10 protein-coding genes and 2 pseudogenes are annotated in these 16,149 nt (G+C 53.5%); 3 read left to right on the forward strand and 9 right to left on the reverse strand.

Features of this window, described 5'->3' with window-relative positions; translation table 11 throughout:
- Nucleotides 1–19: 19 nt before the first annotated feature.
- From ACR0AI_RS09690 to ACR0AI_RS09700, 3 genes and pseudogenes are all read right to left on the reverse strand, one after another.
- Nucleotides 20–360: pseudogene (locus ACR0AI_RS09690) on the reverse strand (transposase); the annotation flags it as partial.
- 692 nt (nt 361–1,052) lie between these two features.
- Nucleotides 1,053–1,427 (reverse strand): DUF4345 family protein, encoded by a 375-nt coding sequence (locus ACR0AI_RS09695; RefSeq protein ID WP_480673606.1) that lies wholly within the window; start codon nt 1,425–1,427, stop codon nt 1,053–1,055.
- Nucleotides 1,428–1,444: 17 nt separating this feature from the next.
- Complete coding sequence (locus ACR0AI_RS09700) at nt 1,445–2,368, reverse strand: SDR family NAD(P)-dependent oxidoreductase (RefSeq protein WP_480673604.1); 924 nt, start codon at nt 2,366–2,368, stop codon at nt 1,445–1,447.
- 105 nt (nt 2,369–2,473) lie between these two features.
- Here ACR0AI_RS09700 and ACR0AI_RS09705 point away from each other — a divergent pair, with 105 nt between their 5' ends.
- The gene (locus ACR0AI_RS09705; protein ID WP_480673602.1) at nt 2,474–3,394 is read left to right on the forward strand and encodes a LysR family transcriptional regulator; all 921 of its coding nucleotides are present in this window, start codon (nt 2,474–2,476) and stop codon (nt 3,392–3,394) included.
- Between the two features lie 138 nt (nt 3,395–3,532).
- Here ACR0AI_RS09705 and ACR0AI_RS09710 read toward each other — a convergent pair whose 3' ends face one another.
- The 6 genes and pseudogenes from ACR0AI_RS09710 to ACR0AI_RS09735 form a co-directional block, all read right to left on the reverse strand.
- Nucleotides 3,533–3,787: an SH3 domain-containing protein gene (locus tag ACR0AI_RS09710; RefSeq protein WP_480673814.1), complete on the reverse strand. Its 255-nt coding sequence runs from the start codon at nt 3,785–3,787 to the stop codon at nt 3,533–3,535.
- Between the two features lie 290 nt (nt 3,788–4,077).
- Nucleotides 4,078–5,307 carry a serine/threonine transporter SstT gene (gene sstT / locus ACR0AI_RS09715; protein ID WP_480673600.1) on the reverse strand — a complete coding sequence of 410 codons (1,230 nt, stop codon included), beginning with the start codon at nt 5,305–5,307 and terminating at the stop codon, nt 4,078–4,080.
- A gap of 614 nt (nt 5,308–5,921) precedes the next feature.
- Nucleotides 5,922–6,275, reverse strand: a pseudogene (locus ACR0AI_RS09720) (DUF3987 domain-containing protein); the annotation flags it as partial.
- Between the two features lie 146 nt (nt 6,276–6,421).
- Complete coding sequence (locus ACR0AI_RS09725; RefSeq protein ID WP_480673598.1) at nt 6,422–7,837, reverse strand: FAD-binding oxidoreductase; 1,416 nt, start codon at nt 7,835–7,837, stop codon at nt 6,422–6,424.
- Nucleotides 7,838–7,953: 116 nt separating this feature from the next.
- Nucleotides 7,954–8,211 (reverse strand): DUF4242 domain-containing protein, encoded by a 258-nt coding sequence (locus ACR0AI_RS09730; RefSeq protein WP_170376838.1) that lies wholly within the window; start codon nt 8,209–8,211, stop codon nt 7,954–7,956.
- Nucleotides 8,212–8,238: 27 nt separating this feature from the next.
- The gene (locus ACR0AI_RS09735) at nt 8,239–11,838 is read right to left on the reverse strand and encodes an adenylate/guanylate cyclase domain-containing protein (protein ID WP_480673596.1); all 3,600 of its coding nucleotides are present in this window, start codon (nt 11,836–11,838) and stop codon (nt 8,239–8,241) included.
- 509 nt (nt 11,839–12,347) lie between these two features.
- Here ACR0AI_RS09735 and ACR0AI_RS09740 point away from each other — a divergent pair.
- Both ACR0AI_RS09740 and ACR0AI_RS09745 read left to right on the forward strand, forming a co-directional pair.
- Nucleotides 12,348–14,087, forward strand: coding sequence for a sigma-54-dependent Fis family transcriptional regulator (locus tag ACR0AI_RS09740; protein ID WP_480673594.1), 1,740 nt, complete (start codon nt 12,348–12,350; stop codon nt 14,085–14,087).
- 148 nt (nt 14,088–14,235) lie between these two features.
- On the forward strand, nt 14,236–16,035 hold the full coding sequence (locus ACR0AI_RS09745) for an NAD(P)-binding domain-containing protein (RefSeq protein WP_480673592.1): 1,800 nt from the start codon (nt 14,236–14,238) through the stop codon (nt 16,033–16,035).
- Nucleotides 16,036–16,149 lie beyond the last annotated feature (114 nt).

Genomic DNA, 16,149 nt, shown 5'->3' on the forward strand with positions numbered 1-16,149 from the left:
GACCACGAAAGCCAGGGCCCTTCTCGGAAACGTTCAGCCGGTTGCGTACATGGCTGATGTAGGCGCGACGACGAGCGGGGCTCACTAGTTTCCCTTGGCCGCCTCCGTAAGGATCAGTTTGTCCAACGTCAGATCTGAAACCGCGCGTCTCAACCGCTCGTTCTCTTTCTGAAGCCGCTTCAGTTCTTTCAACTGATCTACACCCATTCCGCCGTACTTCTTGCGCCAGCGACAATAGGTTTGCTCGGCAACACCGATCTGCCTGATTGCATCAAGACGGGACATGCCTTGCCCCATCAGAACTTCAACCTGCCGTAACTTCGAGACGATCTCTTCGGGCTTCGGTCTTTTGTTTGCCATTCGTGGTCCTCCGTTTCCTAAATACAACGGTGGAGCAGTTCAGTTGGGGAGGCTCAATGGCCTTTGGTAGGATCACGGGTGTTGTCGATCCAAAAAACACAACTCTTCAAGACATCGGGCTCTTGATGGCCGCAGCGCTAGTGTGTTCAACATAGGTGGCGAGGGTCAGATCGATATAGGCGGGTTTTTCGACGCCGTCTTTGCTTTGGCGATCCCGATCTGCGCGGTAAATTGGGCGTGCCGCTAAGTACAAGTCTAGCCGCAGCGGCTGTATTGACTAATAACAAAAGAGAAAGACAGGCCACCTGCTGGGCGGATTTCCGAGCTCTTTAACCGCAACAGATCGTGGCTTTCGCTTGCGCATTTTTTTGTCGTCGGTTCGCAAAAAATCAGCGCCACAGCCTAAAAACGTATGATCCGCCAGGTAGGGGTCACAAGACTTCTTTGCGAAGTCTGCGGCAACCGATTTCGCACACCGCCGAAAAAAGTGGCCCTTACCGGACATCCACCTCACATTCCCGCTGCTGCTGCGCGGCCTGTCAAAGAAGACATTCGCTGCATGAGCGAGGTTGTACGCCCGACGGAGGTCCGAAAAGCGGATATCTCGAGAATGCCAACTCATAGAGTCGGTGCTTGGTTGATCGGACGGCGACTATTCCAACTTCGCCACCGTCTGATTGAAGCAAACCCGGCTACGCGGCAAGGTCGTAGTACGCGGTGACCAACACTCCGATGATCACTAGTTCAGCGACCAATGGTGGCAAAACTGCTTTGTCAAACCCATCCGCAAGAATTCCGACAATGCGTCCGGCAACTACGACAGCCATCAGGATCGCAACAGCCACATAGCCCAGTATTTGCCCGGTGGTCAGACCGATCACTAGCAAAGCCACAGACGCCAGAAAAAGCCCGCCAATCACCGAGCGGATCGTACTGAGTCCGGCGGTTCCCACCGGCTCGATAGCAAAATTGACTACCATGCGCCGGGGCGCAAACATCGACATGATGCCGAGACCCGATAGCATGAGGGTTGCGAGGATGACGAGAATGTTCAGTGTGGTTTCCACTTTGTTTCTCCTTTGATTCAGGCAAACTGGCGCAATGCTTGGTTCGCGTTGTCTTGAGTGGTGATGTCTGACAGGGCTCCATCAATGCCAGCTTGATCTACGACTGGCCCAGTGGGGTAACCGGATTGACTGGCGTAAAAGTGGCCGGTCTTGAATTCCGGGTTCAGCAACCCGTCCAGATACCGTTTTGCTCCGGCTTCAACGCTGTGCATCATGCCGAAAAGGGGCATCAACACTCCTCCCACATGTTTGAAGACAATGCGTTTCATGAGTGGCAGGTCGTCGAAGCCAGCAGTTCCTGTGGTGCCTCCCGGGCTCATGGTGACAAAGCGAATATGGGGGTGATGACGCGCCATCGCCCCCATCCACAGTGTCGCGGTGAGCTTGGCATAGCCATAGGTCTGCATCGGGTCGCCTTTTGGTCCGAACTTGCTTCCGTCGGCGATTGATTGGAATTCCTGGACGGTTCCATCGGACAGGTCGGGGCGGTGCATACCCATTTTGGGAATACCACGAGCAGCCTCGGACCCAGCGTATAGAATTGTGGATGTCACCAACTGACGCTCGAGCAACGCGTCTACCAACACCACGTGGCCCAGAACGTTTGTTGCGAAAATGTTGGTCACGCCATCGCTAGTGAGGCCGTTTGGGTTCTGCCCGCCCGTTCCACCCGCATTCAGGATTATAGCGTCAATCGGGGTGGAAAGTTCGGCCACAGCGGCGCGGACCGAAGCCGGGCTGGTCACGTCCATCAGGACAACTTCAAAGATCTTGCGCCCGGTCTCACGTTCCAGCGCTGATTTTGCGGCTTCCGCTTTGATTGGGTTACGGCAAGCCAGATAGACTTGGGATATACCTTTCTGAAGCGCAAGCTGCCGGGCTGCCTCGCGACCCAATCCGGCATTTGCGCCGGTGATCAACACAGATTGTATATGGTTCATCGGTTATAGTCCTTGAGTTTGATTAGCCCATTGTATTCCGCTCGAAAATTGATCTGTAGATAGGTATTTCTGGACACGCTGCTTCAAAAATGAAACACAAAGCTCATGTCGATCAAGGAAAGCCACTCTCTCAACTGGGATGATTTGAAGTATTTTCTTGCTGTTGCAAGAACTGGGACATTGCGGGGCGGCGCCGATAGCATTCAGGTCAACCATACGACCCTGACCCGGAGGCTATCGGTTTTGGAGGAACGCGTCGGAAGCCGCCTCTTTGATCGCTCAAAGCAAGGCATGGCGCTGACCCAACTTGGGGAAGACCTAGTGCCTCACGCCGAACGCGTTGAGGCGGAAATGACAGCGGCGTCTCGAATGATTGTCGGCCGCGATGCTCAACCTTCTGGCACGGTCTACATCACATTGCCCCATGGTCTGGCAATGACATCTCTGATGGATGATTTCACCACCTTCGCCGATCTCTACCCAAACATCACCCTGAACATGAACTTCACAAATGACGTTCGTGATTTGACGCGACGGGAAGCGGACGTATCGCTCCGAGTTGCGAGTGAGGTGACGGAGGATGTCGTGGGCCGAAAGCTCGTGCAAATGTCGCAGGCTGCCTATTGCACACGAGAATATGCTGATCGGGTCACCGATAACGGTGGCGAGGGGCTCCACCTAATTGGCTGGCATGAGCCAGAAGAGGCGACTACGGCGAACTGGGTTAAGGACAGCTGCTACCCAAAAGCCACGCTTAAACACCGAGTATCTGAACTTGTCCCATTGATAACGCTGGCTGCATCCGGGCTTGGCATGGCTTACCTTGCGTGCAATCTGGGAGACCGGCACCCTAGCCTGATCAGAGCACCGTTTCAGAAACCCATGCCCTACAGAAGCATCTGGTTACTGCTACATCGCGACTTGAAGAACACGGCCCGGGTCAGACTATTCGTAGATTTCTTGGCTGCGAGTGTCCAATCGAGGCGGAATGAGTTCTGGGTCGCCGGAACGAAACTGCCCCAATAGAAGACATTCGCTTCAATCTGGTTCAATCGCTGCTGGTAGTGAAGTATTGGTCTAGGTTAAGGGAACATCCTAACCAACCCAATTTGAGTCGTCTTAGCAAAACCTGGGCATCTATGAGCCTCCTCCACAAAGCTAAAACTATAGTTTTCTCAAATATGCCCAAGAGACAAATCCCTTTAGACCACGCGCACGTTTCAAAGACACGCGGCACCAACGGGTGTCGCCAGTCTGTTCGCAACTATGAACTCGTAAAGCGGTTCCATTTGGAAGGCCGACTATAACGTTGAACCCTATTCCCGGTCCTGCACGCAATTTCAGCATGTCTCCGTCTTCAACGCCAAAAACCTCGTATTGTCCAAGAGAAGCTGCCGTTGCGGATTGAGCAACGACCATAGCGCCTAGGAAAAATGTAAATAAATGTGGGAAGATAGTACTGCGCATAACGTTAACCTGCCTGTTTTCTTAACTGCAATCTTAGCGTCTTTGATCATCAAGCGTAACTACCCGACCAAAGTAAGCGTGTGTCTAGACCGAAAATTGAACAAAATTTTCTAAAGTAAGCCGAAACTAAGGTTTAGGCTCGATACGATCGTTCAGTGCCTTGCACCGAATGCCTGTCTTGCGTACCGATCCGTTCTTCAACCGCCGACCAGTGCCAGCGGTCGAAGTGTTTCACGCAATGCCTAAGCGATTAGCTGTGCCTCGGTCAGCTTTAGTGGGTAAGGATCTCCTTGTTTGTATGATCCCGCTGCGGTGAACAGAACGTCGGTCGATGAGTTCAAACCGGTTTCCGCAGAGTCTTGTAACACACCGATAATGAAGCCGATGCTCACCACTTGCATGGCCGTTGCATTGTCGATGCCGAACAAGCTGGCGGCCATTGGGATCAGCAACAGTGATCCTCCTGCTACGCCCGAAGCCCCGGTGGCAGCAATCGAGGCAATGATGCTCAGGAACACGGCCGAGATGAAATCAACCTGAATACCCATTGTGTGAACGGTTGCCAGCGTCATGACAGTGATGGTGATCGCAGCGCCAGCCATGTTGATCGTAGCACCGATTGGAATCGTGACAGAGTAAGTCTCTTCATCCAAATCCATACGGCGGCAAAGTTCCATGTTCACAGGAATATTGGCCGCCGAACTGCGCATGAAGAAAGCGGTAATACCCGACTCTTTCAGGCATGTGAAAACCAGCGGATATGGGTTTTTGCGGATGCGCAGGAACACGATCAGCGGGTTAACAACCAGCGCCATGAAAGTCATGCAGCCAAGCAGCAAAGCCAGGAGTTGGCCATAACTTGCAAGTGTTTCAAAACCGGTTTCAGCAATCGTCGAAGCCACGATACCGAAAATACCGATTGGAGCCACCCGGATGATTGCTGCGACGATCTTGGTGATCGCGCCGTCGAGGTCCGACATCAGGGTCTTGGTCGAGTCACTGGCGTTACGGAAAACAAGTCCAAGACCAACGGCCCAAGCTAGAATGCCGATGTAATTTGCGGTTGCCAGAGCATTCACTGGATTGTCCACGATTTTCAGCAAGATATTCTTAGCTACCTCAGCAAGACCGCCCGGTGCATCTAAAAGCTCGGGCGTGCCGGTCAGATGCAAAGTAACCGGAAACATGTAGCTCGCCGCAACCGCAACTAGAGCAGCTGCGAAGGTTCCAATTAGGTATAACAGCACCACGGGGCCCATACGCGCATCGCTGCCCTTTTTGTGGTTGGTGATTGCAGCGCAAACCAGGATCAGCACCAGAACGGGTGCAACGGCTTTTAGTGCGTCGACGAAGAAATCGCCGAGCAAGCCGACGGCTGACCCGGCAGTCGGCCAAACGGTGGAAAGCAGAACACCCGCGACCAGGCCTATGGTGATTTGGGTAACTAGGCTACCACGCAGAATAAAATTCATGGGGACCATCCTGTTTGAGTAGAGGCCATACGAGCGAAGCTCACGCCCGCGCAGGCACGGTTGAAGTTCAAAGGCTGGTGGCTATTTGGAGGTCTTGGCGCAGAATTAAACCTCTCTAGATGTCCCAAGACTTTTCTGCGCATTTCTGAAGTATTTGTTTTTTCGAACAAATGCATGATTTACTGATACATTACAGAGGCTTACCTAGCGTCACCCTGCTCACACAGTTCACTTAAATATAAATGATTATTTATGAATTCCCCAAAGTGCTTGGACACTAAACCGGCTTCAAACTTACCTGTGCAGTCCAAAAAAGAGCCAATGACAGAATTGGCAAAAGTGTGTTGAAATCTCATTTGGAACCGCGCAGACCTTTCTTTGTCTGCCATAGGTTTTGGCAAGGAAAACATGCCGAAAACGCCCGCTTTGGGCTCAAAGCGGGCGTGCGGTGGCTTTGATTAGATTACTGGTTTGTGGTTGCGAGCGGTCATCGGAACCGCTCGCAGGATTGGCCCGAGAACACCACTCCCAGCACTTTTCAACCAGATTTCAAGCTTAACTATGTTGGCTTGCCATAGCCCAATTCTAGTCTTTCGTATCGTCAGACATGATCCTTACGGTGATACTGAGAGCTTTCCGATGAATGAAAGCATCAAGCTTTCCGAATCGCGCACGGCGTGACGAAATGTGTCGAGGTGATCCCGCGCCGCGCCCGAGAACGGGACAAGCCACGGGCGTAACTCGTCGCTTTCATTGGTCGCCATATTCAGGTTGTGCAGCCTCGACAACGCGGTTTCAATGAAAGCCTCATAGGGCAGCATCTTGGGGCGACGGATGGGGACAGCGTCCGGCCAGAGTGGTAGAGGGCGAGCAAGTAAGCCATCGTCATCTGACTTGAGGAGTAAGATGCGCAGCAGGTCGGGTTGAGTGCCGCCCAACACGCCAATCGAAAGGCGATCCACAGGAACAAGAGGGCGCCCATGCGTTCCACAGTATTATCACTCCAGGCGGAGTCGCGGTTTCTGAGAGTATCGCGCATCGGGCGAAAGCCACTTTATCTTTTGGCAAAACGCTTAATATCTATCTCGACCAGTTTACACAGTTTTGAATTCTATCACGCGGGCAAGATATTGTGGTTTACCCTGAACAAATTGGCCGGGTCATATGTGCCTTTGATCCTAGAAAGCTTGCCACCGTTATCGCCATATGCCCCGGCCATGTGGTCTGCTTCGTCTTCTGGCATGAAGTTGACATACGCACTTCCGCTCGCGTGCGGTTGCATCTGGACGTAAAGTCTTCGCGCCCAATCAATACACTCGGCATCCTTGCCGGGATCCTCCCAACGCGTGTGAACATTCATGATGAAGTGAGCAGATCTTTGGGGATAGGCCGTTGAACCGGCGTCGACGCGCGCCATCGCTCCGCCCACATGGGCAATAAAAACTTCGCACGCCGGGTCAGGAAGATTTGCAATCGCTTTCAGTAAACTTGAGATGGCGTCCGAAGAAAGTTCATCTAAATCATGGCTCTTCCAATAGTTCCTAGCACCTGTTGTTAGAAGCGGGTCAAAAGCGGCCTGCCAGTCTACAAACTTGTGGGGAGAGATCACATCAGCAATTGGTTCGCCAAGCGCGCGTAGTGCCGCCATAGCTTTTTCACCTTCGCCCATGGGCCCGCTATAGCAGGCAGCAAAGATCAACACCTCTCGTCCGTGCCACTCAGCTGGTAGAAACGGTAGAGCAGGCGCTTTCCGCATCACGCTCCAGACGGTCAGCTCATCCGGGGAATTGTCCGCAATGATGGCAAATTCAGCGAGCAGTTCTGGAGCATTTTCTATCGGATGAACAATGAGGCCAGACAGGACCTCGGGCCCTAGCTCATGCAGTTGAAACTCAAAAGAAGTCACCACACCAAAGTTTCCACCGCCTCCTCGGATGGCCCAGAAAAGTTCAGAGTGGCTTTTGGGAGAGGCGGTTACAATGGCTCCGTCCGCGGTCACGACTTCCGCTGAGAGCAAATTATCGATCGTCATACCAAATTTCCGAGTGGTCCATCCAAAGCCGCCGCCAAGTGTGAGGCCTGCGATGCCCGTAGTCGAATTTATGCCAACGGGAACGGTAAGTGCATGTGCCTGAGTTTCGCGATCCACATCTCCTAGCAGTGCTCCTGGCGCAACCCGAGCAGTTTTGCTGACAGGGTCGACGTGAACCGACCGCATCTGGGACAGATCGAGCATGACCGTTTCATCTGCGACTGCATGTCCTGCTATCTGATGCCCACCTGAGCGAATGGACATTATGAGGCCATTGTCGCGTACGAAGTTCACGGCCTTCTGCACATCGCTTGCACCCAAGGCGCGGATCACGAAACCGGGGTAACGTTCGAACATGCTATTCCACGTCGTCCTGGCATCTTCGTATTCCGCAGTGCCTTTATGGTAGACTCCGCCGCGAAGCGATAAATCAAGAACGTCTAAAGCGTCTTGATTCACAGTTGCCGTACTACCATCGAGTGTCTTTAGGTCAAACATGCATTGGCCTCCCTATTGTCAGGTCGGGCTTCTTGCAGGGTTGCCTCAAGTAATTGATATTTCCGTCGCGTTGTCTCGCGACGGCGTTTCATTGAATTAGGAAAATACGATTCTGATCAGGCGAAAATTGCCGGATCAATCCGATCCACAGGCGTTATGACATCGGCGGGAATGTTCAGGCGTTCGGCCGCCTTTCTCAGGCTTTCCTCATCCGGGGCTTCGTACAAGCAGTAGGTTTTGCGCTTGTCTGCGCTGAGAAACGAAAAAATCCACTCGACGCCGACTTCGTCATTGATCTCTTTGATGTGAATCTTGTCATCGTCTGTGACGTTGAGCTGCTCGGCGAAATTTCTTTCAATTATGTACCTTGGCATAAAGTCCCCCAAACCAGATTAATTACCTTAACTCGCTACTCCTTCGAGCTTTGACCTAAGGGAAACCATACTCAATTTCTGTGAAATTGCCAACGCTTCCCCTTCCAGTTGAAACGCCTGTTCCACATCATTCTGGCGCCCACGTCGTCTTAATGCAGTTGCATATGCCGCCTTGCTGTGCGCGACCCAAGGGGGGCATTTCATGCGCGTGTCAATTTCTATGGCCTTCTCGAACATCTTCTCAGCGGCATCCCAGTCCTTCAGAACCGTAGCCAGACGTCCGAGGCGTCGCGCAGCGGCGCCGGTGCACACTGTAGTGGCCCCTGCGGTGATCGTCAGGTCTTCATAAGGAGCAAGTATTCCATAGAGTGTTTTGGCATGTTTCTGATGCTCAATGGCGACACATATGTCGGCCAGATAGGACAATGTCGTTGAATACATGGCGTCGGGTGGAAGGTCGAAGCCATTGGCGGCCATTTCATTCAGTATTCGTTCGGCGGGTTCTTTGTACCCAAGTTCTGCAGCGATAAGACCAAAACCGGGCTTCCATGAAATGTCTTCGGGGCTGTCTGTCATCAGTTTCTTAATCACAGGCGCAACTTCGTGCAGTCGGTTTTGCTCGCGGCGGATCGTGAACATCTGAACTCCAAAGACGCCCTCAACATGTTCGCCGTGGGTCTTTCGACCAATTTTAACCGCCTCGGTGGCGTGTTTCTCGGCTTGCTCAAAATCGCCGTCCATAATTGCAACCATGGCGCGTGCGTGTTTCTGAACCCAATAGAGCTGCAGATGATTGTCCTTTTCCGAAATCTCAGTAAGTAAACCCAGAGAATGGTCCATCAACTCACGGTCGGCCATCTCGGCGCCTACAAACAAGCTCAGAGTTCGGTCCCGCCCTTGATCGATACTACCAAGATGCTCGGCCACACCGTGCATCGCCTCCAGATTTTCGCGCCAATGTCGGGTCTCTCTTCCCTTCCGCGCAACGAATGGGGCCCCAAAATGCATCATCATTACCGAGAACTGCGATTTATAGTCTCCCAGTTTTGCGGCCAGTTCCATGGACTGCTGGCCGAAACGCGCACCTTCGGAGAACTGACCGACGAACATGTGCGCGCGCGCGAGTTGGCTCATCAATCTGCACCGACGGACTTCATCAGCATCGGGCAAGTCTTTTAATGCATTGTCGCAAAGATCGATTGCTTCATTGTGCCTTTCGCTGGACATCATGCATGAGTCAGCGAAATGGTTGGCCGCGTCAGCAGCCAATTCCACATCGTGCACCGCCCGCGCCGCGTTGGAGGCGTCTTTCAGAACTGCTATCCCTTCAGGTAATTGGCCCAGGCTGTCATGGCTGCGGCCAACCAGTATTTTGCCTTTGATCAATTCTGTTTTGGAGTCTGAGCCAAGTTTTTCAGCAGCTTGCAGCGTTTCTCTTGCGTGCGTCATCGCTTCTTGGCTGGCAGATCGCGCCAACGCCATTTCTGTCGCAATTTGCCATTTTTCGAACGCAGCCCTCCAATCCTCAGCTTCTGAAAGGTGTCGGGCGACCAGTTCGGGACGACGCGCGATCTCGGCGGACCTTGTCTGTATCAACGCATGCGCCACATTTGCGTGTTGTTGTTTTCTAGTTGAGCTTAGCATGGACTGATAGGCGGTATCGCGAATAAGGGCATGACGGAACACAAAGTGCCCGCGATTGTGACCGCTTTCGAAGACTATGCCTGTTCGCGAAAGTTCTTCGAGGCAATCGTTGATATCAGAATCTGTAAGGCGCATCGCCGCATTCAATATACTCGGCTCAAACTCTCTGCCAACAATAGACCCTGTAAGCGCGACTTGTTTTGCTTTAGGCGAAACCGCATCGAGACGCGCCATCAATGCGCCTTTCAGAGACGAGGGTATATGGATTTGCCCTTGCTCGCCAGCCTCCACAATCGTTCGCGTCAATTCCTCCACGAACAAAGGTACACCGTCGGTCTTTTCAATGATTTTAGCAATCAGGGCATCGTCCGGTTTTTTGCCTGTGATGTTTGCGACAAGGTGTGAAACATGCGCAGAATCGAACCGGCGCAATACGAGTGACTGAACGTGCGTGTCCCCATCCTCGCGGGCCAATTCCCACCCAGGCCTGTGGGTAATCAAGATCATTAGCGGAAGGTCGCTGGATATCGACTTAAAACGCTCCAACAAAGCTTGTGTGGAAGGATCGATCCAGTGCGCATCTTCGACACACAGAACAACTGGGCACACGTCTGATCGCACCTGCACTGTGTGAATCAAAGTTTGGATTGTTGTGTCGCGCTGCTCCTGAGGTGACATCTCGAGCACCTTTTGGGCCAGCGCACTACGAGGTGCGACCAACGCTGCGAAGACAGGCAGAACTTGTTCCCAGTCCAGTCCCGGCCGTCTTTCCAGCATCTTCCTGACATGTTCAAGGATCAGATTGTCATCGAAGTCCGGTTCGACGCCTGCGTCCTGAGATATCCGTTGGGCAACCGGATGAAAGGGGCTACTGCTGAGATAAGGAGAACAATTCAGCCTTATGATATCAGCTTGGTCATTCGCGGTGATATCTGTAAGGAATTCCTCTGTAAGTCGCGATTTCCCAATCCCAGCTTCACCAGACAGCAGAACAACCTCTCCATGACCATTCTGGGCACGTTGCCATGATTGCAGCAGAATACCCTTTTCGTAGTCCCGGCCGATCATAACACTGTCGACTTCATCGCGATGTGCGGCTCGGAAACGGCTTTCCGCACTGCGTTCCGACACCACTTTCAGCAGAGTCCGAGGCTCAACAAAGCCCTTTAGCTCTTTCTTCCCAAGAGATTTGTATTCAAAAATCCGATGCAACGCTGTCTCGGTTTCCTCTGCCGACAACACGACCGAGTTTGGTTCCGCAAATTCTTGAATTCGCGCCGCAAGATTGACAACTGGGCCCGTCATGGCCCCTTCTTCATATGTGTTTTCACCGATATTATCGCCGACAACGGCATCACCACTCGCAATGCCCAGCCTTACTGACAAGCGCTCTCCGTCCGGGGTTTTGAGTTCGCTGACGCGATGAACGGCGTCAAGACCGGCTTTGATCGCCCGAATAGCGTGATCTTCGTAGGCCCTTGGCCAGCCAAAAAACACGAGAAGACCGTCGCCCAAGTATTTTGCAACATAGCCACCAAATCGACTTACGGCGCCCGCAACGGCGTCTTGGTAGTTCTGTAGCAAGTCCCGCATATCTTCGGGGTCGAAACGATTGGTGAGTTCCGTCGAGCCGACTAGATCGGCAAACAAAACAGTTACGTGGCGCTTCTCTGCAGTGGCCGGCTCACCATGCTTACTTTTGAGTGGATCGTCACTTTGTGAATGGTTTGAGATGGGCGCGTTTACGTTTTCCGGGGGGTGTTCACGGGATGCTTGTGGCGATGAAGTTGCGCGTTGCTGGCCACTTAGCTCTTGCACTGCGGCGAGGATGATCTTGCGGTGGCCAAGGCTCACCCCAAGCTCTTTTAGGTCGTCGTCTGACAGAAGTGGTAAAACACGCGCATCGATATCATTTGCCGCAAAAACATCTGCGTACTGACACAGTTCGAGATCTTTCAACCACTTTTCAATTTCGACCGACATCTTTGGATCATGCTGGGATACGCATCACTAATCAAGAATACGTATTAAAATCGGGATGACCTTCGATACAAAGCTACAGTATACCTTTGCCTTAGGATCAACAGGATAGGTTGGCTCTCGCTACAACATCTTAGAAAAAAAACTTACAAATTGGCTGCACGTACACGTTGATTTGTCTTTGAAGAGAGCTTTGTCCGCGATGTGTGAGTACGCTCAACACTAAGCCATCTAGCTCAGTGAATGTCTCCTTTGACAGTCCGCGACATAGCATATGGTCGCAGCAATGGAAGGCGGATTTAGGTCTTCCAAGGTGAACCGATCCGCCACGCCGCTACAGATGCTGCGCCGTCTCTGAGGTCGGTTGTCAGCCCACATCGACCCATACGTCGCGTTCAACAAAGTTCAGCGTGACGAGGTAGAGCGTCAAACGTTTGCCAGGCGAAATTTGAACATAGGCGCGAAGCCATAATCATGCTATTTTTTAGAAGGATTTGTAGGACGGGAAGCTGTTGGATCGCCAGCACTCAAAAGAGATTGACCGTGTCTTAAGCGGGTTCGATACGGGGCGGGACCGACTTGTCGCGGATAGCTGGCAGCGCTGTGTTGAAACCTATGGTATGGATCCTTCACGACAGGAACCCGCGCACATCTTGCCTGATACCAAATTCCGTGAACATCTGGAACAATCCGAGCGTCTGATCGCAACGGCGCGCTCGGGGCTCCATTCGCTGTTTGCGCAAGTGGCAGGGCAGAACTACGTCCTGCTGCTTGCGGATGCGGATGGCGTCTGCGTCGATTTCTTTGGCGACCGGAACTTCGAAGACGAGCTCAGAACTGCGGGTCTTCATCTGGGTTTCAAGTGGACGGAAGAGTTGGCAGGAACGAACGGAGTGGGGTCGTGCATCGTTACAGGTCAGCCGGTGACGATCCATCAGGGCGATCATTTTTCGATCACGCATACGCCGCTGTCTTGCACGGCAGCGCCTATTTTTGACACCAAAGGTGCCCTTGCGGCTGTTCTGGATGTGTCCTTGTTGCGTGGACCCTCACCAAAGGCGTCGCAAAATCTGGCCATGACATTGGTGACGAACTCCGCCCGTCGCGTCGAGATGGCAAACCTGATGGCATCGACGCGGCGTGATTGGGTCCTGCGCTTTTCAGCCAGCCCTGAATTTCTTGAGGTCGATCCCGAAGCGGCGGTTGCAGTGGACGGAGGCGGCAAGATCATCGGTATGACCTCGGGGGCCCGACGTGCGCTGGACCCGGACGGTTCGGGTCACCTGTTCGGGTCGCAATTGCAGGAGTGGCTTGAAATCAGTGTTGATGACATGCCCGAGTTCATGCGCGGCAGACCGTCCGAAGACCGCGTTCTACACCTCAAGGATGGGCGCGCGCTCTATGGTCATGCCGTTGCTCCGCAGACGCCGCAGATGACGGCAGCTCTGCGCAAACGGGAAAAGGTTCTGCCTGGTGCCCTTGGTAGTTTTGCAGGGCCGGATGCGGGCCTTCAGCAACTTTTGAACAAAGCTGCGCGTCTTGCGTCGACCAATCTGCCGCTTTTGCTAACCGGTGAAAGTGGGACGGGCAAGACCAAGCTAGCGCGCGCGATCCATATGGCTGATCCTGCGACACAGGATTTCCACACCGTGATCTGTTGCGACACGCCAACATTCAATTTCTGCCATGGTATCGAACCCGGCACACTGTTCCTGCGTGGCGTTGAAGACCTGAGCGAGCCTGCTCAGGCCTCTCTTTTGGCAGTGCTTGAGCGTCGGGCTGATCTGAGGATCATCGCCTCATGTCGACAGCCCCCTGCGGGATTGCAGGGCAGTCTGCGCGAAGATCTGCTGCACCGGATTGTGGGGGCTACATTGTCTCTGCCGCCTTTGCGCCACCGTGCGGATCTGGATTGGTTGCTTGATCGTCTGCTTCGACGATTTGCCAGCCATGACATTCGCCTGTCGACCGCTGCCCGCGCCGACCTGAAGTCACGGTTGTGGCGCGGCAATATTCGTGAACTAGAACATCTCCTCCACAGTTCTGTCGCCCTGTGTCAGGATAACATCATCGACTTAACGGATTTGCCCGCCCCGGCGCTCGCCCCTACGCAAAAGCAGGACTCAGATGATCTGGAAGCACTTTTGCGTGCCTGCGATTGGAACATGTCCCAATTGGCAAGGCGCCTTGGTGTGAACCGATCGACGATCCTGCGCCGTATGCGAAAGGCCGGGCTTAGACCGCCCACTTAGACGCATATGTACCCGTGTTGCGCCCTTGTTGCACGCGCAACAAGCCCTTGCATTTTTGGACTGAACTAAGTGTTGAGGCGCCAAATCCGCTTGCCCGAAGGGTCGCGGATTTGCCAGCCTTCTGCTCCGTGGAGATAGGGAGGATGACATGCTCGACACAACACTCTCGGATCAAGTTCAGGGGTTTCTGGATGACTTCGGTGCGGCTTTGTCCCAAGGCGATATCGATGCCGCCTGCGATATGTTCCAGGACGATTGCTATTGGCGCGATCTGGTCAGCTTTACCTGGAATATTAAAACGGTTGAAGGAAAAGCGCAGGTTGCAGATATGCTATCGCATCAGCTGGCCACAACCAAGCCGAGCGGTTGGAAAATAGCCGAAGGTGAGGTTCCCACTGAAGACGGCGGAATAACCACCGCATGGATCGAGTTCGAAACCGAAGTGGCACGCGGCTACGGGTTGATCCGCCTCAAGGATGGCAAGATATGGACCCTGCTGACCACGATGGTCGAGCTGAAAGGTCATGAAGAGCCCAAAGGGTTCAACCGCCCACTTGGGGCCAAGCATGGTGCGGGTAAACACAGGACCACATGGGCAGAAGAACGGGCGCAGGAAGAGGCTGAACTGGGCTACGAAACACAGCCCTACTGCGTCATCATCGGCGGTGGTCAGGGCGGGATCACTATGGGCGCGCGGCTGCGTCAGCTGGGTGTGCCGACGATCATCGTCGAACGGAATGACCGGCCCGGCGACAGTTGGCGCAATCGCTACAAATCCCTCTGCCTGCACGACCCGGTTTGGTACGACCATCTGCCCTATATCAAGTTCCCGGAAAACTGGCCCGTGTTCTCGCCCAAGGACAAGATCGGTGACTGGCTTGAGATGTACACCAAGGTGATGGAGCTGAACTATTGGACGCGCACGACGGCCAAATCCGCCACGTTTGACGCAGACAAGGGCGAATGGATCATCACGGTGGACCGGGACGGCGAAGAGGTTGTACTGCGGCCCAAGCAACTGATCATGGCGACGGGGATGTCCGGCAAGAAACGCATGCCTGATTTTCCGGGTATGGATGTTTTCAAAGGCGAACAGGTGCATTCGTCGGAACATGAAGGTCCCGACAAATGGGCCGGCAAAAAAGTCGTTGTGGTGGGGTCCAACAACTCGGCCCACGACATCTGCGCGGCGCTTTGGGAAAACGATGCCGATGTGACAATGGTGCAGCGGTCGTCAACCCATATTGTCCGCTCTGACACCCTCATGGAAATCGGACTGGGCGATCTCTATTCTGAACGTGCGGTGCAGTCTGGCATGACGACCGAAAAGGCCGATCTGATCTTTGCTTCGCTGCCCTATCGCATTCTTCATGAATTCCAGATTCCAGCCTATGCCGCGATGAAAGAACAGGACAAAGAGTTCTATGACGGGTTGGAAAAGGCCGGGTTCTGGCTGGATTGGGGCGATGATGACAGCGGGTTGTTCATGAAATACCTGCGTCGCGGATCAGGCTACTACATCGATATCGGGGCCAGTCAGTTGATCATTGATGGTGAGATCAAGCTGAAACGCGGTCAGGTCACCGCGCTTGATGAAACCGGAGTTATCCTTGATGACGGCACGCATCTGGATGCCGATCTGGTGGTCTATGCGACCGGGTATAACTCGATGAACGGCTGGGTCGCGGACCTGATGGGTCAGGATATGGCAGATCGCCTTGGGAAATGCTGGGGTCTGGGCTCTGACACAACCAAGGACCCAGGGCCTTGGGAAGGCGAGCAACGCAATATGTGGAAGCCGACACAGGTTCCAAACCTATGGATGCATGGTGGAAACCTGCATCAGTCCCGGCACTATTCACAGTTCCTGTCGCTGCAGATAAAGGCCCGAATGGAGGGTATCCCGACGCCGGTCTACGGCCTGCAAGAAGTGCAGCACCTCAGTTAGAGCATGCACTACCACCAAGAAGCGGACTTTCAATTTTTTCGATTGAAAGTCTGCTTTGTCCGCATCTCGAAAGTTGGCTGCGACTTCCTTGAATTGCTGCTCTGCGGACGAAGC

The sequence above is a fragment of the Ruegeria sp. BG3 genome (assembly GCF_056538485.1).